Here is a 23,471-nt window from a genome sequence, read left to right on the forward strand (position 1 = left end):
AGTTCCTGCCCTCCAGGTGGCGGCGGAACCCGAGCTCGGGGCAGGCCGCGTACCGCTCTACGTACCCGTACTCCTGCGCCTACGTCGGGGGACCGACCACACACCACATCGGAAGCCGTCCGCCGCGTGGCGAGGACAGCCCGCTGGTACGTCCGTACCTCCTCGCCGAAGAGCGGCGTACGGCCGCCCGGCCTTCCCTAAGGATCTTGGGACCGGGCGGGGACGTCCGTACGTTGCCCGCGCTGTCCGTCGGGGCGGTGTCGTGACCGTGGGACGGCTGCTGCCCTGGACCGGGGAGGGAGGTCGCCCGTGTTACCTGCTGGGCGACGGGTCGGGCCGTGTGTCACGGCTTGCCGACGACATCGAGAGCGTCCAGCTCGGGATGGCCGGCGGACTCCTCGGCCATGCCGCCGAGCTCCTCGCGGACCGGCGGGTGACCGGGAGCGAGCTGCATTACCTCGCCAGTCGGCTCAGTGAGTCCCTGCGGGACGTGAAGCGGGTCGCGGACAGCCGTGGGGCACGGCTGGAGCAGCGGGAAGCCTGACGGTTTTCCACGGGTGGTATCCGTACTGTCCGAGGCCTTCGCTACGGTCGGTGCATGTCGAACGAGGGTCGGGGCCCGGCCGTGGTCGAAGGGGTCCTGGAGCGGATCACCTACGCCAACGAGGAGAGCGGGTACACGGTCGCCCGCGTCGACACCGGCCGCGGGGCGGGGGACCTGCTGACGGTCGTCGGGGCGCTGCTCGGTGCCCAGCCGGGGGAGTCGCTGCGGATGGAGGGGCGTTGGGGCTCCCATCCGCAGTACGGGAAGCAGTTCACCGTCGACAACTACACGACGCTGCTTCCCGCCACGATCCAGGGCATCCGCCGGTACCTGGGGTCGGGGCTCGTCAAGGGCATCGGCCCGGTCTTCGCCGACCGCATCACGCAGCACTTCGGTCTCGACACCCTCGACGTCCTCGAAGAGGCCCCCGCGCGCCTGATCGAGGTCCCGGGGCTCGGCCCCAAGAGGACCAAGAAGATCATGGCCGCCTGGGAGGAGCAGAAGGCGATCAAGGAGGTGATGGTCTTCCTCCAGGGGGTCGGCGTCTCCACCTCCATCGCGGTGCGCATCTACAAGAAGTACGGGGACGCCTCGATCTCCGTCGTGCGCAACCAGCCGTACCGGCTCGCCGCCGACGTCTGGGGCATCGGCTTCCTCACCGCCGACAAGATCGCCCAGTCCGTCGGCATCCCGCACGACAGCCCGGACCGGGTGAAGGCCGGCCTGCAGTACGCCCTGTCGCAGTCGACCGACCAGGGGCACTGCTTCCTGCCCGAGGAGCGGCTGATCGCCGACGCGGTGAAGCTCCTCCAGGTCGACACGGGTCTCGTCATCGAGTGCCTGGCCGAGCTCGCGGAGGACCCCGAGGGGGTCGTGCGGGAGGTGGTGCCCGGCCCCGAGGGGACGCCGGTCACCGCCGTGTTCCTGGTGCCGTTCCACCGGGCCGAGCTGTCGCTCGCGGGGCAGCTGCGGCGGCTCCTGCGGACGGAGGAGGACCGGATGCCGGCTTTCCGGGACGTCGCCTGGGACAAGGCGCTGGCCTGGCTCGCCGACCGGACGGGGGCCTCGCTCGCGCCCGAGCAGGAGGAGGCGGTGCGGCTCGCGCTGACCCGGAAGGTCGCGGTCCTGACGGGCGGCCCCGGCTGCGGCAAGTCCTTCACGGTCCGCTCGATCGTGGAGCTGGCCCGGGCCAAGAAGGCCAAGGTGGTGCTCGCCGCGCCCACCGGCCGCGCCGCCAAGCGGCTCGCCGAGCTGACCGGCGCCGAGGCCTCGACCGTCCACCGGCTCCTGGAGCTGAAGCCGGGCGGGGACGCGGCCTACGACCGGGACCGGCCGCTCGACGCGGACCTGGTCGTCGTCGACGAGGCCTCGATGCTCGACCTGCTGCTGGCGAACAAGCTGGTCAAGGCGGTGGCGCCGGGCGCCCATCTGCTGCTCGTGGGGGACGTCGACCAGCTCCCCTCGGTCGGCGCGGGTGAGGTCCTCGGCGACCTGCTCGCCTCCGGCAGCCCCGTACCGGCGGTCCGGCTGACCCGGATCTTCCGGCAGGCTCAGCAGTCCGGGGTGGTCACCAACGCGCACCGGATCAACTCCGGGACCCCGCCGCTCACCCAGGGCCTGGCGGACTTCTTCCTCTTCGTCGAGGAGGAGACCGAGGACGCCGCCCGGGTCGCCGTGGACGTCGCCGCCCGCCGGATCCCGGCGAAGTTCGGCCTCGACCCGCGCCGGGACGTCCAGGTCCTCGCCCCCATGCACCGGGGTCCGGCCGGCGCGGGCTCGCTCAACGGGCTGCTCCAGCAGGCGATCACCCCGGCCCGCCCCGACCTGCCGGAGAAGCGGTTCGGCGGCCGGGTCTTCCGGGTGGGCGACAAGGTGACCCAGATTCGGAACAACTACGAGAAGGGGGCCAACGGCGTCTTCAACGGCACGGTCGGCGTCGTCACGGAGCTGGACACCGTCGAACAGCGGCTGACCGTGCGGACGGACGAGGACGAGGAGGTGCCCTACGACTTCGACGAGTTGGACGAACTCGCCCACGCGTACGCGGTCACCATCCACCGTTCGCAGGGCAGCGAGTATCCGGCCGTGGTGATTCCGGTCACCATGAGCGCGTGGATGATGCTCCAGCGGAACCTGCTCTACACGGCCGTGACCCGGGCCCGGAAGCTGGTCGTCCTGGTCGGGTCCCGGCGGGCCATCGCCCAGGCGGTCCGGACGGTCTCGGCGGGCAGGCGCTTTACCGCACTCGCCCACCGGCTCACAGGGGACCCCCTCGTGTGAAAGATCACGGGGGCTACCGGAACCGGGGCGAAGGGGGCAGGATATGAAGGTTGGCGGCACTGAGTGCCGCCGAATGGCCCAATGAGCGACCCCGAGTGCACTCTCCTGAGCCAAATGGGGGATGGTAGAGACAGTCAGGGCACCTCGAAGAAGAGGCACTACGTCGGTGAGGGATGACGTGAGCGACAACTCTGTAGTACTGCGGTACGCGGACGGTGAATACACCTACCCGGTGGTCGAGAGCACCGTCGGCGACAAGGGCTTCGACATCGGGAAACTCCGAGCCCAGACCGGGCTTGTCACCCTGGACAGCGGATACGGCAACACCGCCGCCTATAAATCCGCGATCACCTACCTCGACGGCGAGCAGGGGATCCTCCGGTACCGCGGCTACCCCATCGAGCAGCTGGCGGAGCGCTCCACCTTCCTTGAGGTGGCGTACCTGCTGATCAACGGCGAGCTGCCCAAGGTCGACGAGCTGTCGACCTTCAAGAACGAGATCACGCAGCACACGCTGGTCCACGAGGACGTCAAGAACTTCTTCCGCGGTTTCCCGCGGGACGCCCACCCGATGGCGATGCTGTCCTCGGTGGTCTCCGCGCTGTCGACGTTCTACCAGGACAGCCACAACCCGTTCGACGAGGAGCAGCGCCACCTCTCGACGATCCGGCTGCTCGCCAAGCTGCCGACGATCGCGGCGTACGCGTACAAGAAGTCGATCGGTCACCCGTTCGTCTACCCGCGCAACGACCTCGGCTACGTCGAGAACTTCCTGCGCATGACCTTCTCGGTCCCGGCGCAGGAGTACGACCTCGACCCGGTCGTCGTCAACGCGCTCGACAAGCTGCTGATCCTGCACGCGGACCACGAGCAGAACTGCTCGACCTCCACCGTGCGTCTGGTCGGCTCCTCGCAGGCGAACATGTTCGCCTCGATCTCCGCCGGCATCTCGGCCCTGTGGGGCCCGCTGCACGGCGGCGCCAACCAGTCGGTCCTGGAGATGCTCGAGGGCATCAAGGCCAACGGCGGCGACGTCGACTCCTTCATCCGCAAGGTGAAGAACAAGGAGGACGGCGTCCGCCTGATGGGCTTCGGCCACCGGGTGTACAAGTCCTTCGACCCGCGCGCCAAGATCATCAAGGCGGCGGCGCACGATGTCCTCTCGGCCCTCGGCAAGTCCGACGAGCTGCTCGACATCGCGCTCAAGCTGGAGGAGCACGCGCTCTCCGACGAGTACTTCGTCTCGCGCAACCTCTACCCGAACGTGGACTTCTACACGGGCCTGATCTACCGCGCCATGGGCTTCCCGACCGAGATGTTCACGGTCCTCTTCGCCCTCGGCCGCCTCCCGGGCTGGATCGCCCAGTGGCACGAGATGATCAAGGAGCCCGGCTCCCGCATCGGCCGTCCGCGCCAGATCTACACCGGCGAGGTCCTCCGCGACTTCGTCCCGGTCGAGGCCCGCTGACGCGACCTGGACCGATGCGCCCGGCGAGTGAGCCGAGCCTCGAAAGTAACGAGAGGCGCCCCGCCGTCGATCCCCCCACGGGTCGACGGGCGGGGCGCTTCCCTTTTCCCGGTGCGGATTCCCCCCACGGGATCCGGGCCGGGCGTCTGCGGGTGTCAGCAGAAGCTAGGCGGGTCGGGCGCGATGCGGTCTGCCGGGGTACGTACGGGAGGGCCGCTCAAAGCTCCCCGGTGCACGTGCCCCGGCCAACGCTTGCCTGGAACGTCCCCCAAGACATTCCATGAACGTCCCCCAAGACGTTCTCGGCATCGCCCACTTAGACTCGCGAACAGCCCAGATGGTTACCCCCCAATATCTGTGATCTAGATCTCTTTGTGAAGGTCCTGTGCGTCACGTGTAGGTGAAATCACGTGAAGCGACGGAGTCGCAGGCTGTTGGATACGACGAACACGGACGAAAAGGCCATGGCGAGCCCGGCGATCATGGGATTGAGGAGTCCGGCGGCCGCGAGGGGGAGCGCGGCGAGGTTGTAGCCGAAGGCCCAGCCGAGGTTTCCCTTGATCGTCGCGAGGGTCCGCCGGGAGAGCCGGATGGCGTCCGCCGCGACCCGCAGGTCGCCCCGGACCAGCGTCAGGTCGCTCGCCTCGATGGCCGCGTCCGTGCCCGTCCCCATCGCCAGGCCGAGGTCGGCGGTGGCGAGGGCGACGGCGTCGTTGACCCCGTCGCCGACCATCGCGACGGTCCGGCCCTCCGCCTGGAGCCGCCGGACGACCTCGGCCTTCTCCTCGGGCAGCACCTCGGCGATCACCTCGTCGATGCCCACCTCGGCCGCCACGGCCTCCGCGACCGCCCGGTGGTCCCCGGTGAGCAGCACCGGGCGCAGGCCGAGGCCGCGCAGTCGGGCGACCGCCTCGGCGCTGGTGTCCTTGACGGTGTCGGCGACGGTCAGGGTGCCCCGGGCGACCCCGTCCCAGGCGACGTGGACGGCGCCCGGTTCCGTCGCCGCGGGTGCCTCGACGCCCTCGGCCGCGAGCAGGGCCGCGCGCCCGACGAGGACGAGCCGGCCGTCGACGGAGCCGCGGACGCCGAGGCCGGGCACGTTCTCGAAGGTCTTCGGCGTGGGGAGTTCTCCGCAGCGCTCGGCGGCGCCGGCCGCGACGGCGCGGGCGACCGGGTGCTCGGAGGAGTGCTCCAGGGCGCCCGCGAGCCGCAGCAGCTCCGTCTCGTCGGCGGAGTCGGTGCCGTACCGCCCGCCGTGCACGTGGACGCCGGTCAGCCGCATGCGGCCGGTGGTGACGGTGCCGGTCTTGTCGAGGACGACGGTGTCGACCTTGCGCGTGGACTCCAGGACCTCGGGGCCCTTGATCAGGATGCCGAGCTGGGCGCCGCGGCCGGTGCCGACCATGAGGGCGGTCGGGGTGGCGAGGCCGAGGGCGCAGGGGCAGGCGATGATCAGGACGGCGACGGCCGCGGTGAACGAGGCGGTGGGGTCGTCCGTGAGCAGCAGCCAGGTGACGAGGGTGGCGAGCGCGAGCGCGATGACCGCGGGGACGAAGACGGCGGAGATCCGGTCGGCGAGCCGCTGCACCTCGGCCTTGCCGTTCTGGGCGTCCTCGACGAGCTTCGCCATCCGGGCGAGCCGGGTGTCGGCGCCGACCTCGGTGGCCCGGACGACGAGCCGGCCCGAGACGTTGACGCAGCCGCCGGTCACCGCGGAGCCCTCGGTGACGTCGAGCGGCAGCGACTCGCCGGTGAGCAGGGAGGCGTCGACGGCGGACGCGCCCTCGGTGACGGTGCCGTCGGTGGCGATCTTCTCCCCGGGGCGTACGACGAAGAGGTCGCCGGCCCGCAGCTCCGCGACCGGGATCCGCGCCTCGGCTCCGGCGCGCAGCACGGCCACGTCCTTGGCGCCGAGGTCCATGAGGGCCCGCAGCGCCGCGCCGGCCTTCCGCTTGGCGCGGGCCTCCAGGTACCGGCCGAGCAGGATGAAGGTGACGACGCCGGCGGCGACCTCCAGGTAGATCGCGGAGGACGCCTGGGCGCGGTCGGCGGTGAGGTCGAAGCCGTGCCGCATGCCGGGCATGCCGGCGTCGCCGAGGAACAGCGCCCAGAGCGACCAGCCGTAGGCGGCGAGGGTGCCGACCGAGACGAGGGTGTCCATGGTGGCGGCGCCGTGCCGCAGGTTGGTCCAGGCGGCCCGGTGGAAGGGCAGCCCGCCCCAGACGACGACGGGGGAGGCGAGGGTGAGCGACAGCCACTGCCAGTCGTCGAACTGGAGCGAGGGGACCATGGCGAGCAGGACCACGGGAGCGGAGAGGAGCGCCGAGACCGTGAGCCGCTGCCGGAGGGCGGCGAGCTCGGGGTCCTGCGGCTCGTCCTGCTCCTCCACCGGTGGGAGGGGCTCCTCGGCGGTGTAGCCGGTCTTCACGACGGTCGAGATCAGCTCGTCGACGCCGACGTCCGGCGCGTGCTCGACGTGTGCCTTCTCGGTGGCGTAGTTGACGGTGGCGGTGACGCCGTCCATCCGGTTGAGCTTCTTCTCGATGCGGGCGGCGCAGGAGGCGCAGGTCATCCCGCCGATCGTCAGCTCGGTGACGGTGGTGGTTGGCATGGCGGTTCCAAACGGGAGCAGGGCCGTACCAGGCAACGGTACGACCCTGCGCGGCGCTGTCCGGCGGCGGTCAGACCAGCTCGTAGCCGGCCTCGTCCACGGCGGCGGCCACGGCCTCGCGGTCGAGGGTCGTGTCGGAGACGACGGTGACCTCGCCGGTCTTGGCGACGGCGGTGACGGAGGAGACGCCGGGGATCTCGGAGATCTCGCCGGCGACCGCGCCCTCGCAGTGGCCGCAGGTCATGCCCTTGACCTGGTAGACGGTGGTGAGTTCGGTCTTCGTCTCTGCCATGGCGCTCTCCTCCTGGGGGATTCAGGCTCTTACGATAGGGAGAGTATACCCCTAGGGGGTATGAATTCCACTCGGCTCCGGTTCGCGGCGTGCGAGCGATCTCAGCCACGCCGGCCCCACCAGTGTCACGAGGGCGAGCCCGCCCACCGAGAACCCCACCGAGAACAGGGTGAACAGGTGCTCCTGCCGGGAGGTGGCTACTCGTGCACGGCTGGACCTCCACGTCCCTCCGTCGGCCGGGTGTCCGGCCGGAGCTTATGGTAAACACCCGATATGTCGCATTCGGGGACCACGCTCATCCTGATCATGGCGATCGCCGTCCTGGCGCCGCTGCTCGCCTACGCGGTGGGGCGGCGGCTCCCCGTACCCCTCGTCATCTTCGAGATCCTGCTCGGCATCGTGATCGGCCCCGACGTCCTGGACTGGGCCCGGCCCGACGCGCTGATCGACGGGCTCTCGCAGCTCGGCCTCACCATGCTGATCTTCCTCGCGGGGTACGAGATCGAGTTCGGCAAGGTCCGCGGCGACACCCTCAGGCGCTCCGTGTGGGCCTGGGTCGCCGCCCTCGTGCTCGGGCTCACCGTCGGCGTCCTGCTCGGCGGCGGCTACACCAAGGGCGTCTTCATCGGGGTCGCCCTCACCAGCACCGCGCTCGGCACCGTCCTGCCCGTGCTGCGGGACTCCGGCGAACTCCGCGGGCGGTTCGGCTCGGTCGTCATGGCCTTCGGGGCCGTCGGCGAGTTCGGCCCCATCATCGCGATGGCGCTGCTGCTCAGCGGGCGGGGCGCGGCCGAGTCGACCGTGCTCCTCGCCGTCTTCGCCGCGCTCACCGCCGGCGCCGTCCTCTGGGCGCTGCGGCCCCGCCCGCCGTGGTTCTCGAAGGTCATCGCCAAGACCCTGCACAGCAGCGGCCAGTTCGCGGTCCGGTTCGTCTTCCTGCTGATCGCCCTGATGCTCGGGGCGTCGACGGCGCTCGGGCTCGACGTGCTCCTCGGCGCCTTCGCCGCCGGGCTCATCACCCGGCTCGTGCTGACCGGGGCCGCGCCGGAGTCGGGTCCGGAGATCCTGGAGAAGATCGAGGGCGTCGGCTTCGGCTTCCTCGTCCCGGTGTTCTTCGTCGTCACCGGGATCGAGTTCGACCTCGCGTCGCTCCTCGACGGGGGCAGGAGCCTGCTCCTGCTGCCGGTCTTCCTGCTGCTCTTCCTCGCCGTGCGCGGCGGGCCGATCTGGTTCCTCGCGCCGCGCGACCTCGACCGCGAGGACCGGCGCGGGCTCGTGCTCTACGGCTCCACCGCGCTGCCGCTCGTCGTCGCCATCACCACGATCGGCGTGGACGACAAGGCGATGGCGGCGGGCGAGGCGGCCGCGCTCGTCGGCGCCTCCATGCTCTCCGTCCTCGTCTTCCCGCTGATCGCCCTGAGGCTGCGGGCACGGGCGGGGGAGAGGACGCCGCCCGCCGAGTCGATCAGCGGGTCGGAGTCGTGGTGACGGCGGCGGGCGCCGTGCCGTCGGTCAGCGGGGTCAGGTAGCGCAGCAGGACCGTCTTCAGCTCGGCGATCGTCGCCTCCCGCTCGGCCCCCTCGGGTGCGGCGAGTACGAGCCCCAGGCCGCCCTTGAAGATCGCGAACGTCATGCCGGCGACGCGGGCGCGCTCGCCCGCGGACAGCCCGGGGGCGTAGTGGGCGATCACGTCCTGGACGCTGGTGAGCAGCGACGCGTGCAGCTCGTCGTGCTCCTCGGCGATCCGGCCGGGCACCTCGGAGCCGTGCATCAGGGCGAGGAAGACCGGGTTCTCGCAGTTGAACGCGATCATCGGGTCGACCACCACGTCGAGCAGCTCGGGCAGCGGCAGGGCGAGGTTCTCCGGGGTGAACGCCTGGCCGTGGGCCGCCCGCATCTCGTGCAGGAGGCGCCCGCCGAGCTCGACCGCGATGGCCTCCTTGTTCGGGAAGTACTGGTACAGCGTGCCGGGCGAGACGTGTGCCTCGCGGGCGATGGCGTTGGTGCTGGTCGCCGTGTACCCGTTCGTGCAGAACACGCTCGCGGCGGCGGAGAGCAGCTGCGCGATGCGGCGCTCGCCGCGCGCCTGGCGGCGGCGCGGCTTCGGTTCCTCGGGCATGTCTTCGGACATGACTGTCCCCAGCTCTCCTCGACACGTTTGACAAACACGAGAGGTCGCTCGCATTCTTGGAAAATGCGAGTGATCACTCGTGTTTGCCAGTCTATGGCAATGGGCGACCCATGCGACCTGCCGGGAAGCGAGCGCAGGGGTCAGGTGAAGGGGACACCGCGTCATGGCCGAAGTCAAGAAAACAGCGCCCGGCGGGGCCGGAACACCAGCTCAAGCGGGGTCTCCGGGCGGGGGATGGACGCGGTTCGCGACCGCGCGGCCACGCCTCACCCTCCTCGTGGCGCTCGTCCTCACCGCCCTCGCCGTCCTGGCGGGCGGCGGGGTCGCCGACCGCATGGGCAGCGGCGGCTGGGAGGACCCGACGGCCGAGTCCACGTACGCGACGAAGGCGCTGGAGCGGGAGTTCCCCGGCTCCCAGCCGAACCTGCTCCTCCTGGTCGACACGGGAGCCGAGGGAGCGGCGGGCGCCGGCGGCACCGCCGCCGTGGACGCCCCCGCCGTCGCCGCCGAGGCACGGAAGCTCGCCGAGCGGCTCGCCGCCGAGCCCGGCGTCGACGGCGTCGGCTCCTACTGGTCCACCGGCTCGCCCGCCCTCCGCTCCGAGGACGGCCGCCAGGCGGTCATCGCCGCCCGCATAGCCGGCGAGGAGAAGGACGCCGCAGCCGTACTCGACCGCATCGCCCCCGAGTACCGCGGCGCCCACGGTCCCGTCGAGGTCTCCCTCGGCGGCGGCCTCGCCGTCCGCCACGAGATGCAGACCGTCATCCAGGAGGACCTGCTCCGGGCCGAGCTCATCGCCCTGCCCCTCACCCTCGTCCTGCTCGTCATGGTCTTCGGCAGCGCGGTCGCCGCCCTGCTGCCGCTCGGCGTCGGCATCGTCGCCATCCTCGGCACCAACGCCGTCCTGCGCGGCATCACCGAGTTCACCGACGTCTCCGTCTTCGCGCAGAACCTGACGACCGCGCTCGGCCTCGGACTCGCCATCGACTACGCGCTGTTCGTCGTCCGCCGCTACCGCGAGGAGCTCGCCGCCGGCGCCGACACGCACACAGCCGTCCGCACCACCCTGCGCACCGCGGGCCGGACCGTGCTCTTCTCCGCCCTCACCGTCGCCGTCTCGCTCTCCGCGATGCTGGTCTTCCCGCAGTACTTCCTGCGCTCCTTCGCGTACGCCGGCATCGCGGTCGTCCTCCTCGCCGCGACCGCCGCGCTCACCCTGCTCCCGGCGGCCCTCGTGCTGCTCGGCGACCGGGTCAACGCGCTCGACCTGCGGCGCCTGCTCCGCCGCCGCGGCCGGGCGGACGGCGCCGGATCCGAAGCCGGGGCGGCCTGGGCGAAGGCCGCCGCCCTCGTCATGCGCCGGGCGCCGGTCTTCGCCGTCCTCACCACCGCCGGGCTCGTCCTCCTCGGACTGCCCTTCCTCGGCGTGAAGTTCGGCACCGCCGACGACCGCCAGCTCCCCGTCACCGCCTCCTCCCGGGTCGTCCAGGACCAGCTGCGGGACGGCTTCCCCGGCAACCCCGGCGGCGGGATCACCGTCCTCGCCGAGGGCTCCGCCACCCCCGCGCAGTACGCGGCCTACCGCGAGCGGATCGCCGCCCTCGACGGCGTCGCCCGGGCCGACGGCCCCGTGACCGCCGGCAGCGGCGGCCCCGGACACGCCTACTTCACCGTCGTGCCCGAGGGCGAGACCGTCGGCGCCGCGGCCCAGCGGGTCGTCGGCGAACTCCGCGCCGCCCCCGCCCCCTTCGACACCTCCGTCACCGGCCAGTCCGCCGTCCTCGTCGACTCCAAGGACGCCCTCGCCGAGCGGCTGCCCTGGGCCGCGGCGATCGTCGTCCTCGTCACCCTGCTGCTCGTGTTCCTGCTCACCGGCAGCGTCGTCATACCCCTCCAGGCCGTCGTCCTCAACGCCCTCAGCCTCACCGCGATGTTCGGCGCGGTCGTCTGGGTCTTCCAGGAGGGCCACCTCGCCGGACTCCTCGGCTTCACCTCCACCGGCGACATCGAGACGACCCTGCCCGTCCTCATGTTCTGCGTGGCCTTCGGGCTCTCCATGGACTACGGCGTCTTCCTGCTCTCGCGCATCAAGGAGGAGTACGACGCCACCGGCGACCACGAGCACTCCGTCCGCTTCGGCCTGCGCCACACCGGCGGCCTGATCACCGCCGCCGCCGTGATCCTCGCCGTCGTCATGGTCGCCATCGGCACCTCCCGGGTCACCAACACCAAGATGCTCGGCCTCGGCGTCGCCCTCGCCGTCCTCATGGACGCCATGGTCGTCCGCAGCCTCCTCGTCCCCTCCGTCATGAAGCTGACCGGCCGCCTCACCTGGTGGGCCCCGGCACCGCTGCGCCGCTTCCACGACCGCTTCGGCATCAGCGAGTCGGACGCGTCCGCCGCCCCGGCGCCGGAGGACCCCGGGACGGCCGGGGAGCGGCGGGAGACCGCGACCGCACGGGCGTGACACGGGCGCGGCGCCGGGCCGGGGTCCCCGGAACCGGCGCCGCGCCCCGCGGGGGACGGCCGTCAGTCGCGGCGGGCCCGGTTGCCGGGGCGGCCGGCGACCCAGGTGCGGATCGTGTCCACGTACCAGTAGGGCTTGCCCGACTCCACCCGGTCGGGCGGCGGCAGCAGCCCGTGCTTCCGGTAGGAGCGGACCGTGTCGGGCTGCACCCGGATGTGTGCGGCGATGTCCTTGTACGACCAGAGCCTTCTGTCCGTCATGCCCGGTACCTCCCTGCGCGCCGCGCAGCGGTGGCAGGGGGTGCCGTTCGGGGGCGCTGCGGGCGGGCGTTGGCGATCAAGCGATCAATCAGCCTGTTGCCCGTTGCAACGGCCTTGCCGACAGGAGGAGAGGGGCTGTCGACCGCCTGTGACGCAAAACCCGCGTAACGGAGATATACGTGACGACAAAGGGACCTGCGTGACGGAAGCGGCACACGCGCCCACCGGTCACACGCCGCAGGAGCGGAGGAAGCGCCGGGTGCGCAGGGCGATCGGGTACGGGGCGTCCGGCTCGCACGGGTACATGTCCTGCTCGACGATGGCGAAGAGGTCCACGTCCAGGGCGCGCGCGGCGGCCAGCACCGGTTCGAGGGCGGGCACCCCGGACGGCGGCTCGCACATCACGCCCCGCGCCACCGCCGGCCCGAACGGCACCCCCTCGGCCACCACCCCGGCGAGCACCTCCGGATCGACCTGCTTGAGGTGCAGATAGCCGATCCGCTCGCCGTAGGTCTCGATGAGCTTGACGCTGTCCCCGCCGGCGTACGCGTAGTGCCCGGTGTCCAGGCAGAGCGCGACGGCCTCCGGATCGGTCGCGTCGAGGAAGCGCGTCACGCTCTCCTCGCCGTCCAGATGGGTGTCGGCGTGCGGATGGACCACGATCCGCAGCCCGTACCGCTCGCGCACCTCACGGCCCAGACGCTCCGTCAGCCGTGTCAGGTCCCGCCACTGCCCGGCGCTGAGCACCGGGTCCTCCAGGACCTCGCCCGTCCGGTCGTCCCGCCAGAAGGACGGGATGACGACCAGATGGGCGGCGCCCATCGCCTGGGCGAGGGCCGCGTTCTCGGCGACGTGCGCCCAGGTGCGGTCCCAGACGTCCGGGCCGTGGTGCAGCCCGGTGAAGACCGTCGCAGCCGACACCCGCAGGCCGCGCCGGGAGGTCTCCTCCGCGAGGACGGCGGGATCGGTGGGCAGATAGCCGTACGGGCCGAGCTCGATCCAGCCGTAGCCGGCGCCCGACACCTCGTCGAGGAAGCGCTGCCAGGGCACCTGCCGGGGATCGTCGGAGAACCACACCCCCCACGAGTCCGGTGCGGAGCCGACACGGATACGGGACGGTGACGCCGGTTTCGTCATGATTGCCACCCTGACCGGGGCGGGGGAGAGCGTCAAGACGGTCGTCCGGATGTCCGGACATATCGTTGACAGCCCTCCGGACGGACGACTAGACCTGAGGGCGGGGCCGGAGCCGAGAGGTGGCGCGTGGAGACGGAGCCGTACGAGCTGATCACCATGGGGCGCCTCGGCGTGGACCTGTACCCGCTGACCAGCGGGGTCGGGCTCGACCTGGTCGACACCTTCGGCCGCTTCCTCGGCGGCTCCGCGGCCAACGTGGCCGTCGCCGCCGCCCGGCTCGGCCGGCGCACCGCCCTGGTCTCCCGCACCGGGGCCGACCCCTTCGGGACCTTCCTGCGCAGGCAGCTGGCGGACTTCGGCGTGGACGCGCGCTGGGTCACCGAGGTCGACGCCCACCCCACCCCCGTCACCTTCTGCGCGCTCTTCCCGCCCGACGACTTCCCGCTGTACTTCTACCGGCGGCCCCAGGCCCCCGACCTGGAGATCCACCCGCACGAACTGGACCTCGACGCGATCCGCGCCGCCCGGGTCTTCTGGGCGACCGGCACCGGCCTGTGCGCCGAGCCCAGCCGCACCGCGACCCTGGCGGCACTGCGGGCCCGCACCGGCGGCGGGACGACGGTGTTCGACCTGGACTGGCGGCCGATGTTCTGGGCGGACCCGGCGGCGGCCCGCCCGTACTACGCCGAGGCGCTCCGCCACGCGACCGTCGCCGTCGGCAACCTCGACGAGTGCGAGGTGGCCACCGGGGAACGCGACCCCGACGCCGCCGCCCGCGCGCTCCTCGCGACCGGCACGGTCCGCCTCGCCGTCGTCAAGCAGGGCCCCAAGGGCGTCCTCGCGGTCTCCGCCGACGGCACCCGCGCCGAGGTGCCGCCCCTGCCGGTGGAGGTCGTCAACGGCCTCGGCGCGGGCGACGCGTTCGGCGGGGCGCTCGTCCACGGCCTCCTCGCCGACTGGGACCTCGAACGGACCCTGTGCCACGCCAACGCCGCCGGCGCGATCGTCGCCGGCCGCCTCCCCTGCTCCTCCGCCATGCCATACGCCTCCGAGATCGACGCGGCACTCGCCACCGGCACGGGAACGATTCCGGCGAACAACGGGTAGGGATCCGCGCATGAACCCCGACCGACCCCCCTCCCTCCACCTGCCCGCGGGGACCGCCGCCCGAGGCCCGTACGCCGTCGACATCGACCCCGACCGGGCCGGATGGACGTACTCCGCCCTCCGGGTGCTCACCCTCGGGCCCGGGGAGGCGCACGCGTTCGACAGCGGAGATCGCGAATGGGTCGTGCTTCCCCTCGCCGGTGCCTGTAGCGTGCGCGTCGACGGCGAGATCCTCGAACTCCAGGGCCGCGCGGGCGTGTTCGACGGAGTGACCGATTTCGCCTACGTACCGCGCGACGCCCACGCCCAGATCGCCTCCGGCGCGGGAGGCCGCTTCGCTTTGGCAGGAGCGAAGTGCGAGCGACGACTCCCCGCCCGCTACGGCCCCGCGCCGGAGGTTCCCGTCGAGACCCGGGGCAGCGGCAACCGCGCCCGCCGGGTGCGGAACTTCGCCTCGGCCGACGCCTTCGCCTGCGACCGGCTCATCGCCGTCGAGGTCGTCACGCCCGGCGGCAACTGGTCCTCCTACCCGCCGCACAAGCACGACGAGCACCGGCCCGGCGCCGAGTCCGTCCTCGAGGAGATCTACTACTACGAGATCGACGGCCCGGGCGGCCTCGCCTACCAGCGGATCTCGCCCTCCAGGCCCGGCGGCGCCGACCTCCTCGCCGAGGTGCGGGACGGCGACGCCGTCCTCGTCCCCGACGGCTGGCACGGCCCCTCGATCGCCCAGCCGGGTCACGCTCTCTACTACCTCAACGTCATGGCGGGCCCCGGGCCCGAGCGGGCATGGAAGATCTGCTTCCACCCGGACCACACGGAGGGATACGCATGAGCATCCGGCTGACCGTCGCCCAGGCGCTGGTCCGCTTCCTCGCCGCCCAGCACACCGAACGCGACGGCGAACGGCGACGGCTGATCGCCGCCACCTGGGGCATCTTCGGACACGGCAACGTCGCCGGGATCGGCCAGGCGCTCGTCGAGGACGCGGAGCTCATGCCCTTCCACCAGGGCCGCAGCGAACAGGCCATGGTGCACGCCGCCGTCGGCTACGCCCGCCAGTCGAACCGGCTCTCCGCGCACGCCGTCACCACCTCCATCGGCCCCGGCGCCACCAACCTCGTCACCGGCGCCGCCCTCGCCACCGTCAACCACCTGCCGGTCCTGCTGCTGCCCGGCGACACCTTCGCCACCCGCCCCGCCGATCCCGTCCTCCAGCAGCTCCAGCTCCCCCACGCCGGCGACGTGTCGGTCAACGACTGCCTGCGGCCCGTCTCCCGCTACTTCGACCGGATCGGTCGGCCCGAGGCCCTCATCCCCGCCGCCCTCGCCGCCGCGCGGGTCCTCACCGACCCCGTGGAGACCGGCGCGGTGACCCTCGCCCTGCCCCAGGACGTCCAGGCGGAGGCGTACGACTGGCCGGAGGACTTCTTCGCCGAGCGGGTCTGGCGGGTCCGCCGACCCTCCCCCGACGAGGGCGAACTGGACGCGGCGGTCGCGGCGATCGGCCGGGCCACCCGCCCGCTGATCGTCGCCGGCGGCGGCGTCCGGTACAGCGGGGCCGAGGAGGCCCTCCACGACTTCGCCGCGCTGAGCGGCATCCCGGTCGCCTCCACCCAGGCCGGCAAGGGGGCGCTGCCGCACGACCACCCCCAGGACGTCGGCGGCATCGGCCACACCGGCACCGCCGTCGCCGACCACCTGGCCCGCACCGCCGACGTGGTGATCGGCGTCGGCACCCGCTGGACCGACTTCACCACCGCCTCCGGCACCCTCTTCGGCCACCCCGACGTACGGTTCGTCAACCTCAACATCGCCGCCTTCGACTCCCACAAGCTGGCCGCGCTCCCGCTCGTGGCGGACGCCCGCGAGGGCCTCGAACAGCTCCACACGCTCCTGGAACCGCACCACGTCTCCGCGCACTACGCGCACGAGTACGCCGAGGAGAGGCTCCGCTGGCGGACCCGCGTCGACAGCGCCTACGCCGTCGCCGACGAGGACGCCCGCCCCACCCAGGCCCAGGTCCTCGGCGTACTCGACACTCTGGTCGACGCCAGCGACATCCTGATCAACGCCGCCGGATCGCTCCCCGGCGACCTCCACAAGCTGTGGCGGCCCCGCTCACCCGACCAGTACCACGTCGAGTACGGATACTCCTGCATGGGCTACGAGATCCCCGCCGCCCTCGGCGTGCTGCTCGCCGCGCCCGGCAGACCCGTCTGGGCCCTCGTCGGCGACGGTACGTACCTGATGAACCCCACCGAAATCGTCACCGCCGTCCAGGAACGGCTGCCCCTGCGGCTGATCGTCCTGCAGAACCACGGCTACGCCTCCATCGGCGGCCTCTCCGAGGCCGTCGGCGCCGAGCGCTACGGCACCGACTACCGCCACCGCGACCCGGACGGCGGCTACACCGGAGCCCCGCTCCCCATCGACCTCGGCGCCAACGCCGCCTCCCTCGGTATGCGGGTGCTCCGCCCCCGCACCGTCCGTGACCTGCGAGAAGCCCTCGCGGACGCACGGCACGCGACGGTTCCCACATGTGTCTACGTCGAGACCGAAACGCCCGACACAGTGTCGGGCCCGCCCCCGGCCCAGGCGTGGTGGGATGTGCCCGTGGCCGAGACGTCGACCCGCCCGTCGGCGGTCAAGGCCCGCGAGGAGTACGACCGGCACGTCACCGCCCGACGCCGCCATCTCTGAAGGAGTAACTCGTCATGACGAAGACCGTCCACCACTGGATCGGTGGCAAGACCGTCGAGGGCACGTCGGGCAACTGGGGCCCGGTCACGGACCCGGCCACCGGTGCCGTCACCACGCGCGTCGCGCTCGCCTCCGTCGAGGAGGTCGACGCCGCCGTCGCCGCCGCGAAGGACGCCTTCGCGACCTGGGGCACCTCCTCGCTCGCCCAGCGCACCACCATCCTCTTCACGTTCCGCGCGCTCCTCGACGCCAACCGCGACGCGATCGCCGAGCTGATCGTCGCCGAGCACGGCAAGGTCCACTCGGACGCGCTCGGCGAGGTCGCCCGCGGCCTGGAGATCGTCGACCTGGCCTGCGGCATCACCGTCCAGCTCAAGGGCGAGCTCTCCACCCAGGTCTCGAACCGCGTGGACGTGGCCTCGATCCGCCAGCCGGTCGGCGTCGTCGCGGGCATCACGCCCTTCAACTTCCCGGCCATGGTGCCGATGTGGATGTTCCCGATCGCCATCGCGACCGGCAACACCTTCATCCTCAAGCCGAGCGAGAAGGACCCGTCGCCGGCCCTGAAGATCGCCGAACTGCTCGCCGAGGCGGGCCTCCCGGACGGCGTCTTCAACGTCCTGAACGGCGACAAGGTCTCCGTCGACCGCCTCCTGGAGCACCCGGACGTCTCCGCGATCTCCTTCGTGGGCTCGACCCCGATCGCCCGCCACATCCACACCACCGCCTCCGCCAACGGCAAGCGCGTCCAGGCGCTCGGCGGCGCGAAGAACCACATGCTGGTCCTCCCGGACGCCGACCTCGACGCGGCGGCCGACGCGGCCGTCTCCGCGGCCTACGGCTCCGCCGGCGAGCGCTGCATGGCGATCTCCGCGGTCGTGGCCGTCGGCGCCATCGGCGACGAGCTCGTCCAGAAGATCCGCGAGCGCGCCGAGAAGATCAAGATCGGTCCCGGCACCGACCCCACCTCCGAGATGGGCCCGCTCATCACGGCCGTCCACCGCGACAAGGTCGCCTCCTACGTCCACGGCGCCGCCGCCGAGGGCTGCGAGGTCGTCCTCGACGGCACCGGCTACACCGTAGACGGCCACGAGAACGGCCACTGGATCGGCCTCTCCCTGCTCGACCGCGTGCCCACCACGGCCAAGGCCTACCAGGACGAGATCTTCGGCCCGGTCCTCTGCGTGCTGCGCGCCGACACCTACGAGGAGGGCCTCGCCCTCATCAACGCCTCGCCGTTCGGCAACGGCACCGCGATCTTCACCCGCGACGGCGGCGCCGCCCGCCGCTTCCAGATGGAGGTCGAGGCCGGCATGGTCGGCGTCAACGTGCCGATCCCGGTGCCGGTGGGCTACCACTCCTTCGGTGGCTGGAAGGACTCCCTCTTCGGCGACCACCACATCTACGGCAACGACGGCGTGCACTTCTACACCCGCGGCAAGGTCGTCACCACCCGCTGGCCCGACCCGGCCGACGGCCCGACCGGCGTCGACCTGGGCTTCCCGCGCAACCACTGACGGGCAGGTCCCGAGAACGGCCCCCGGGGTGCTGACAGCACACCCCGGGGGCCGTCCCCGTGCCCGGCACACCCCGGCGTCAGCCCGCGTCGAAGGTCCAGCCGAGCATCGCGAACACGCCCTCGTCCGCCGCGCCCGCCGCCCGGTACGTGGCGAGCGCGGGCTCGTTGTCCGTGTCCACCGGCACCCAGGCGCCCGCGCAGCCGCGCTCCCGCGCCTCCGCCACCAGGGCCTCCGTGAGGGCCCGGCCCAGGCCGCGCCGCCGGTGCCCCGTGTCCACCGCCAGCTCGTACAGGCACATCTCCACGCCCTTGTCCGGGTGGATCATCTCGATCCCGGACACGAACCCCGCCGGGAAGCCGTCGTCCGCGTACGCGATCAGCATCAGATGGCCCGGAGCCGCGAGGAACCGCTCGGCCCACGCCTGCCGCGCCGGTCCGTCGTACAGATGCTCCGCGGCGACCAGTTCGGCCACCGTCGTCGCCCGCCGGATGTCCATCCCGCACCTCCTGACGCGCACCCCCGTGCGCATACCGCGCCTGCTGTACGCGGACCGTAGCGCGTACGACTCCAGGAGGCCGCCGAATCCACCTCGGGAGCGCCGCGGCCGCACAGGCGACCCGCCTAGGCTCGACCCCATGCGACTCCGACTTCCCCGGTGGGCCGCGGTCACCGCCGCGCTCGCCGTCCTCGCGGGCGCCGGCAGCTGGACCGCCGTCGCCTCGGACGATCCACCGCCCGTGCACCGCGCGGACCGGGCGCTCTCCGTCGACGGCGTACGGCTCGACACCTCGTACTTCACCGGCGACGGGGAGGGCCGGCGGCCCGCGGTCCTCCTCGGCCACGGCTTCGGCGGGTCCAAGGACGACGTCCGGGCCCAGGCCGAACAGCTCGCCCGCGACGGCTACGCCGTCCTCACCTGGTCGGCACGCGGCTTCGGCGCCTCCACCGGCGAGATCGGCCTCAACGACCCCGACCGCGAGGTCCGGGACGTCCGGAAGCTGATCGACTGGCTCGCGGCCCGCCCCGAGGTCCTCCTCGACGCGCCCGGCGACCCGCGCGTCGGTGTCACCGGCGCCTCCTACGGCGGCGCGATCTCGCTGCTCGCCGCCGGACACGACACCCGCGTCGACGCGATCGCCCCGCAGATCACCTACTGGAACCTGGCCGACGCCCTCTTCCCCGAAGGCGTCTTCAAGAAGCTCTGGGCCGGGATCTTCTTCTCTGCCGGCGAGCGTCCGGGGGCCGGGAACGCCGACGGCTGCGGCCGGTTCACCCCCGAGGTCTGCGCCCTCTACCAGCGCGTCGCCGTCTCGGGGAAGCCCGACGCCGCCGCCCGCGCGCTCCTCGAAGCCCGCAGCCCGTCCGCCGTCGGCTCCCGGATCAAGGTGCCCGCGCTCCTCGTCCAGGGCCAGTCGGACTCCCTCTTCACCCTGGCGCAGTCCGACGCCATGGCCCGCACCCTCACCGCCAACGGCGCCCCCGTCGCCGTCGACTGGATCGCCGGCGGACACGACGGCGGCGACCGGGAGACCGAGCGCGTCGAGCGGCGGATCGGGGACTGGTTCGACCGCTGGCTGAAGCGCGACACCTCCGTCGACACCGGCCCCGCCTTCCGGGTCAGCCGTACCGGCGGCGTCGACTCCACCGACGGGCGGGCCACCCTGCGCGCCGCGACCGCCGACCGCTACCCGGGGCTCGCCGACGGCCCCACGACCGTCCCCTTGGCGGGGCCGCCGCAGACCTTCGCCAACCCGGCCGGCGCGGCACCGCCCGCCGTCTCGGCGGTCCCCGGCCTCGGCGGCGGACTCTCGGGCCTGTCCTCGCTCGGTGTCGGGCTCTCCCTCGACTTCCCCGGCCAGTACGCCCGGTTCGACGCGAAGCCGCAGACCACGGCCGTCCGGATCACCGGGACGCCGACCGTCCGCGTCAAGGTCACCTCCACCGCCGGCGACGGCTCGGCCGTCCTCTTCGCCAAGGTGTACGACGTCGGGCCCGACGGGCGGCAGCAGGTGCTGCCCGCCCAGCTCGTCGCCCCCTTCCGCGTCGACGACGCCCGGGCCGGCCGCGACCTCACGCTGACCCTGCCCGCGATCGACCACGAGGTGGAGGCCGGGCACCGGCTGCGGCTCGTCGTCGCCGCCACCGACCTCGGTTACGCGTCCCCGACGGTCCCCGCCGGGTACACGGTCGCCGTCGAAGGCCCGCTCACCGTGCCCACCGCGCCCGGGCTCGCCACCCAGGCCGCCGGCCTGCCCTGGTGGGTGTGGGGCCTGCCGCTCCTCGGCCTGGCCGCCGCGGCCGTGCTGCTCCTGACCGCCCGCCGCAGGATCGCGGCCCCGGCGCCCGACCCGGCACTCGTCGCCGTACCGCTCCAGATCAGCGGCCTGTCGAAGAAGTACAAGGGCGGCGACCGGTACAGCGTCCGGGACCTGTCGTTCCGCGTCGAGCAGGGCCAGGTCCTCGGCCTGCTCGGGCCGAACGGCGCGGGCAAGACCACCACCCTGCGCATGCTGATGGGCCTGATCACCCCCGACGAGGGCGAGATCAGGGTCTTCGGCCAGGCGATCAGGCCCGGCGCCCCGGTCCTCTCCCGGGTCGGCGCGTTCGTCGAGGGCGCCGGCTTCCTGCCCCACCTGTCGGGCCGCGAGAACCTGGACCTGTACTGGAAGGCCACCGGCCGCCCCGCCGAGGACGCCCACGTCGACGAGGCCCTGCGGATCGCCAACCTGGGCGGCGCACTCGAACGCGCCGTCCGGACCTACTCGCAGGGCATGCGGCAGCGCCTCGCCCTCGCCCAGGCCATGCTCGGCCTGCCGGACCTGCTGATCCTCGACGAGCCCACCAACGGACTCGACCCGCCGCAGATCCGCGAGATGCGCGAGGTGATGATCCGGTACGCGGCCGGCGGCCGCACCGTCATCGTCTCCAGCCACCTCCTCGCCGAGGTCGAGCAGTCCTGCACCCATCTCGTCGTCATGGACCGGGGGCAGCTGGTCCAGGCCGGACCGGTCGCCGAGATCACCGGGTCCGGCGACACCCTGCTCGTGACCCTGGCCGGGGAGATCGACGACGCGCTCGTCGAGAAGACCGCCGCCCTGCCCGGCGTCGGCTCGGCCGCCCGCGTCGACGGCGGACTCCTCGTCCGCCTCGACGGCGCCGACGCGACCGCCCTCATCGGCGAACTCGTCCGCCTGGACGTGCCGCTGACCGGGGTCGGCCCGCACCGGCGCCTGGAGGACGCGTTCCTGACCCTGATCGGAGGAGGACCCGCATGAGCACCACCGGCACCCTCCCGGGCGCGGCGGAGTCCGCCCCCGGCTACCGGGCGGGTCGCACCCTGCCCCTGCGCGTCGAGGCGCTGCGCCAGTGGAAGCGGCGGCGCACCCTGGTGATGGGCGGCATCCTCGTCGCGCTGCCGTTCATCCTGGTCGCCGCCTTCGCGATCGGCGGCCCGGCGGACGGGGACCGCAGCGGCCGGATCACCCTGATGGACACGGCGACGACGTCCGGCGCCAACTTCGCCGCGACCTGCCTCTTCGTCTCGGCCGGTTTCCTCCTGGTCGTCCCGGTGGCGCTGTTCTGCGGGGACACGGTCGCCTCGGAGGCGAGTTGGTCCTCGCTGCGGTACCTGCTCGCCGCGCCCGTCCCGCGCTCGCGGCTCCTCGCCTCGAAGCTGGCGGTCGCGCTCGGGTACAGCGCGGCCGCGATGGTCCTCCTGCCGCTGGTGGCCCTGGCCGTCGGCACGGTCGCCTACGGCTGGGGGCCGCTGAGCCTGCCGACCGGCGGGGCGGTGCCGGCCGGGGAATCGCTGCTGCGGCTCGGTATCGCCGTCGCGTTCGTGTTCGCCTCCCAACTGGTCACGGCGGGGCTCGCCTTCTGGCTCTCCACCCGCACCGACGCCCCGCTCGGCGCGGTGGGCGGCGCCGTCGGCCTGACGATCGTCGGCAACGTCCTGGACGCCGTCACGGCGCTCGGCGACTGGCGCGACTTCCTGCCGGCGCACTGGCAGTTCGCCTGGATCGACGCGCTCCAGCCGCAGCTGGAATGGGGCGGCATGGTGAAGGGCACGGCGATCTCGGTGACGTACGCCGTCGTCCTCTTCGCGCTCGCCTTCCGGGGCTTCGCCCGCAAGGACATCGTGTCCTAGGACCCCCGGAGCCGGGAGGTCCATGGGAGCCCAGAGGTCTCAAGCTCCCGGAGCCCCGAGGTCGGTTCAGACCCACCCCCTTCGAGCCGCTTCCGCGCCCGCGCGGAAGCGGCTCGTCGTGCCGAGGGCCGCCATCAGCTCGCCGACGCGGCGGCTGTAGGTCCGCGCCGACATGCCGAGCCGGGCCGCGGCCGCCTCGTCGGTGAGCCCCGACAGGAGGGCGTCGAGGACCGGCCGCAGCTGGGGCGGCAGATCGCACGGCGGGGGAGGGGGCGGGGGTCTGTACGTCAGCTCCTCGGCCGCCGCCCAGCAGGCGTGATGGGCGCGGACGAGGGCCTGCACCACGACCGGGTCGCGGATCAGCAGCAGCCCGTTGTAGAGCAGCTCCAGATCGAGCGGCACGGCGGCCACCGTACGGTCGACGACGATCATCTTGAACGGGATGGCGTCCGCCAGGCGGGCCCGGCCGGGGATCCGGAGCCCCCCTTCGAGGCGGGGCAGGGCGTGCTTCGGGACGATCCGTCTGACCTCGTCGGCCCGCTCCGCCGCGGCCCGCATGCACGCTCCCGCGAGTTCCAGGAACGGGCCGGGGATGGCGCAGCCGGCGGAGGCGACGGGGTCGTCGAAGGTCAGCAGTTCGTACCGGGTGGAAGCGGCCAGCCCGGCGAGCGCGGCGCTGATGCTCCGCGCACCCCGGACCGGGCGCCCCGCGGGCCGCTGTCCCTCGGTCGCGGCCCGGTTCATCGCCGAACGGGCGAGCATCACGGAGCCCGCGCTCTCTGCCACCGCTGACCACCCCCGCCC

18 protein-coding genes are annotated in these 23,471 nt (G+C 72.7%); 11 read left to right on the forward strand and 7 right to left on the reverse strand.

Translation table 11 applies throughout. The features are described 5' to 3' along the window. The first annotated feature begins 340 nt into the window (after nt 1-340). The 3 genes from MRBLMG1_RS33685 (at nt 341) to MRBLMG1_RS33695 (ending at nt 4,292) form a co-directional block, all read left to right on the forward strand. Nucleotides 341-544 (forward strand): hypothetical protein, encoded by a 204-nt coding sequence (locus tag MRBLMG1_RS33685; RefSeq protein ID WP_414721700.1) that lies wholly within the window; start codon nt 341-343, stop codon nt 542-544. A gap of 54 nt (nt 545-598) precedes the next feature. After that, nucleotides 599-2,824 (forward strand): ATP-dependent RecD-like DNA helicase, encoded by a 2,226-nt coding sequence (locus tag MRBLMG1_RS33690; protein WP_367827942.1) that lies wholly within the window; start codon nt 599-601, stop codon nt 2,822-2,824. Nucleotides 2,825-3,002: 178 nt separating this feature from the next. After that, complete coding sequence (locus tag MRBLMG1_RS33695; RefSeq protein WP_367827943.1) at nt 3,003-4,292, forward strand: citrate synthase; 1,290 nt, start codon at nt 3,003-3,005, stop codon at nt 4,290-4,292. A gap of 406 nt (nt 4,293-4,698) precedes the next feature. Here the strand turns inward: MRBLMG1_RS33695 and MRBLMG1_RS33700 are convergent, their stop codons facing one another. Both MRBLMG1_RS33700 and MRBLMG1_RS33705 read right to left on the reverse strand, forming a co-directional pair. Further along, the gene (locus MRBLMG1_RS33700; protein ID WP_367827944.1) at nt 4,699-6,903 is read right to left on the reverse strand and encodes a heavy metal translocating P-type ATPase; all 2,205 of its coding nucleotides are present in this window, start codon (nt 6,901-6,903) and stop codon (nt 4,699-4,701) included. A gap of 70 nt (nt 6,904-6,973) precedes the next feature. Beyond that, complete coding sequence (locus MRBLMG1_RS33705; protein WP_367827945.1) at nt 6,974-7,195, reverse strand: heavy-metal-associated domain-containing protein; 222 nt, start codon at nt 7,193-7,195, stop codon at nt 6,974-6,976. Between the two features lie 273 nt (nt 7,196-7,468). Between MRBLMG1_RS33705 and MRBLMG1_RS33710 the strand changes: the two genes are divergently transcribed. Next, nucleotides 7,469-8,683 carry a cation:proton antiporter gene (locus tag MRBLMG1_RS33710; protein WP_367827946.1) on the forward strand — a complete coding sequence of 405 codons (1,215 nt, stop codon included), beginning with the start codon at nt 7,469-7,471 and terminating at the stop codon, nt 8,681-8,683. On the opposite strand, the gene MRBLMG1_RS33715 is transcribed toward MRBLMG1_RS33710, so the two are convergent. Next, nucleotides 8,661-9,326, reverse strand: coding sequence for a TetR/AcrR family transcriptional regulator (locus tag MRBLMG1_RS33715; protein WP_367827947.1), 666 nt, complete (start codon nt 9,324-9,326; stop codon nt 8,661-8,663). The two genes, MRBLMG1_RS33710 and MRBLMG1_RS33715, sit on opposite strands and share 23 nt — an antisense overlap. Nucleotides 9,327-9,489: 163 nt before the next feature. Between MRBLMG1_RS33715 and MRBLMG1_RS33720 the strand changes: the two genes are divergently transcribed. Continuing rightward, complete coding sequence (locus tag MRBLMG1_RS33720) at nt 9,490-11,793, forward strand: MMPL family transporter (protein ID WP_367827948.1); 2,304 nt, start codon at nt 9,490-9,492, stop codon at nt 11,791-11,793. Nucleotides 11,794-11,855: 62 nt separating this feature from the next. Here the strand turns inward: MRBLMG1_RS33720 and MRBLMG1_RS33725 are convergent, their stop codons facing one another. Together MRBLMG1_RS33725 and MRBLMG1_RS33730 are read right to left on the reverse strand one after the other, a co-directional pair. After that, a complete protein-coding gene (locus MRBLMG1_RS33725; protein ID WP_367827949.1) occupies nt 11,856-12,053 on the reverse strand; it encodes a helix-turn-helix transcriptional regulator in 198 nt (65 codons plus the stop codon). 228 nt (nt 12,054-12,281) lie between these two features. Then, nucleotides 12,282-13,190, reverse strand: coding sequence for a sugar phosphate isomerase/epimerase family protein (locus tag MRBLMG1_RS33730; protein ID WP_367827950.1), 909 nt, complete (start codon nt 13,188-13,190; stop codon nt 12,282-12,284). Nucleotides 13,191-13,346: 156 nt separating this feature from the next. Between MRBLMG1_RS33730 and iolC the strand changes: the two genes are divergently transcribed. The 4 genes from iolC to mmsA are packed head-to-tail and all read left to right on the forward strand — an operon-like array spanning nt 13,347 to nt 18,517. Continuing rightward, nucleotides 13,347-14,297, forward strand: a complete 951-nt coding sequence (iolC, locus tag MRBLMG1_RS33735; RefSeq protein ID WP_367828125.1) for a 5-dehydro-2-deoxygluconokinase — start codon at nt 13,347-13,349, stop codon at nt 14,295-14,297. Nucleotides 14,298-14,307: 10 nt separating this feature from the next. Continuing rightward, the gene (gene iolB, locus MRBLMG1_RS33740; RefSeq protein WP_367827951.1) at nt 14,308-15,132 is read left to right on the forward strand and encodes a 5-deoxy-glucuronate isomerase; all 825 of its coding nucleotides are present in this window, start codon (nt 14,308-14,310) and stop codon (nt 15,130-15,132) included. Further along, complete coding sequence (gene iolD, locus MRBLMG1_RS33745; RefSeq protein WP_367827952.1) at nt 15,129-17,000, forward strand: 3D-(3,5/4)-trihydroxycyclohexane-1,2-dione acylhydrolase (decyclizing); 1,872 nt, start codon at nt 15,129-15,131, stop codon at nt 16,998-17,000. Before iolB ends, iolD begins: the two co-directional genes overlap by 4 nt. A 14-nt stretch (nt 17,001-17,014) precedes the next feature. Beyond that, nucleotides 17,015-18,517, forward strand: a complete 1,503-nt coding sequence (gene mmsA, locus MRBLMG1_RS33750) for a CoA-acylating methylmalonate-semialdehyde dehydrogenase (RefSeq protein WP_367827953.1) — start codon at nt 17,015-17,017, stop codon at nt 18,515-18,517. Nucleotides 18,518-18,596: 79 nt separating this feature from the next. Here the strand turns inward: mmsA and MRBLMG1_RS33755 are convergent, their stop codons facing one another. Beyond that, nucleotides 18,597-19,016 carry a GNAT family N-acetyltransferase gene (locus MRBLMG1_RS33755; protein WP_367827954.1) on the reverse strand — a complete coding sequence of 140 codons (420 nt, stop codon included), beginning with the start codon at nt 19,014-19,016 and terminating at the stop codon, nt 18,597-18,599. 139 nt (nt 19,017-19,155) lie between these two features. Between MRBLMG1_RS33755 and MRBLMG1_RS33760 the strand changes: the two genes are divergently transcribed. Both MRBLMG1_RS33760 and MRBLMG1_RS33765 read left to right on the forward strand, forming a co-directional pair. Continuing rightward, entirely contained in the window at nt 19,156-21,795 is a 2,640-nt protein-coding gene (locus MRBLMG1_RS33760; RefSeq protein WP_367827955.1) for an alpha/beta fold hydrolase, read from the forward strand. Continuing rightward, nucleotides 21,792-22,667, forward strand: coding sequence for an ABC transporter permease (locus MRBLMG1_RS33765; protein ID WP_367827956.1), 876 nt, complete (start codon nt 21,792-21,794; stop codon nt 22,665-22,667). Before MRBLMG1_RS33760 ends, MRBLMG1_RS33765 begins: the two co-directional genes overlap by 4 nt. A 66-nt stretch (nt 22,668-22,733) precedes the next feature. Here MRBLMG1_RS33765 and MRBLMG1_RS33770 read toward each other — a convergent pair whose 3' ends face one another. Next, nucleotides 22,734-23,453, reverse strand: coding sequence for a DNA-binding response regulator (locus MRBLMG1_RS33770; protein WP_367827957.1), 720 nt, complete (start codon nt 23,451-23,453; stop codon nt 22,734-22,736). Nucleotides 23,454-23,471 lie beyond the last annotated feature (18 nt).

Origin of the sequence: Streptomyces sp. LMG1-1-1.1 (genome assembly GCF_040815545.1) — a bacterium.
GTDB lineage: Bacteria > Actinomycetota > Actinomycetes > Streptomycetales > Streptomycetaceae > Streptomyces.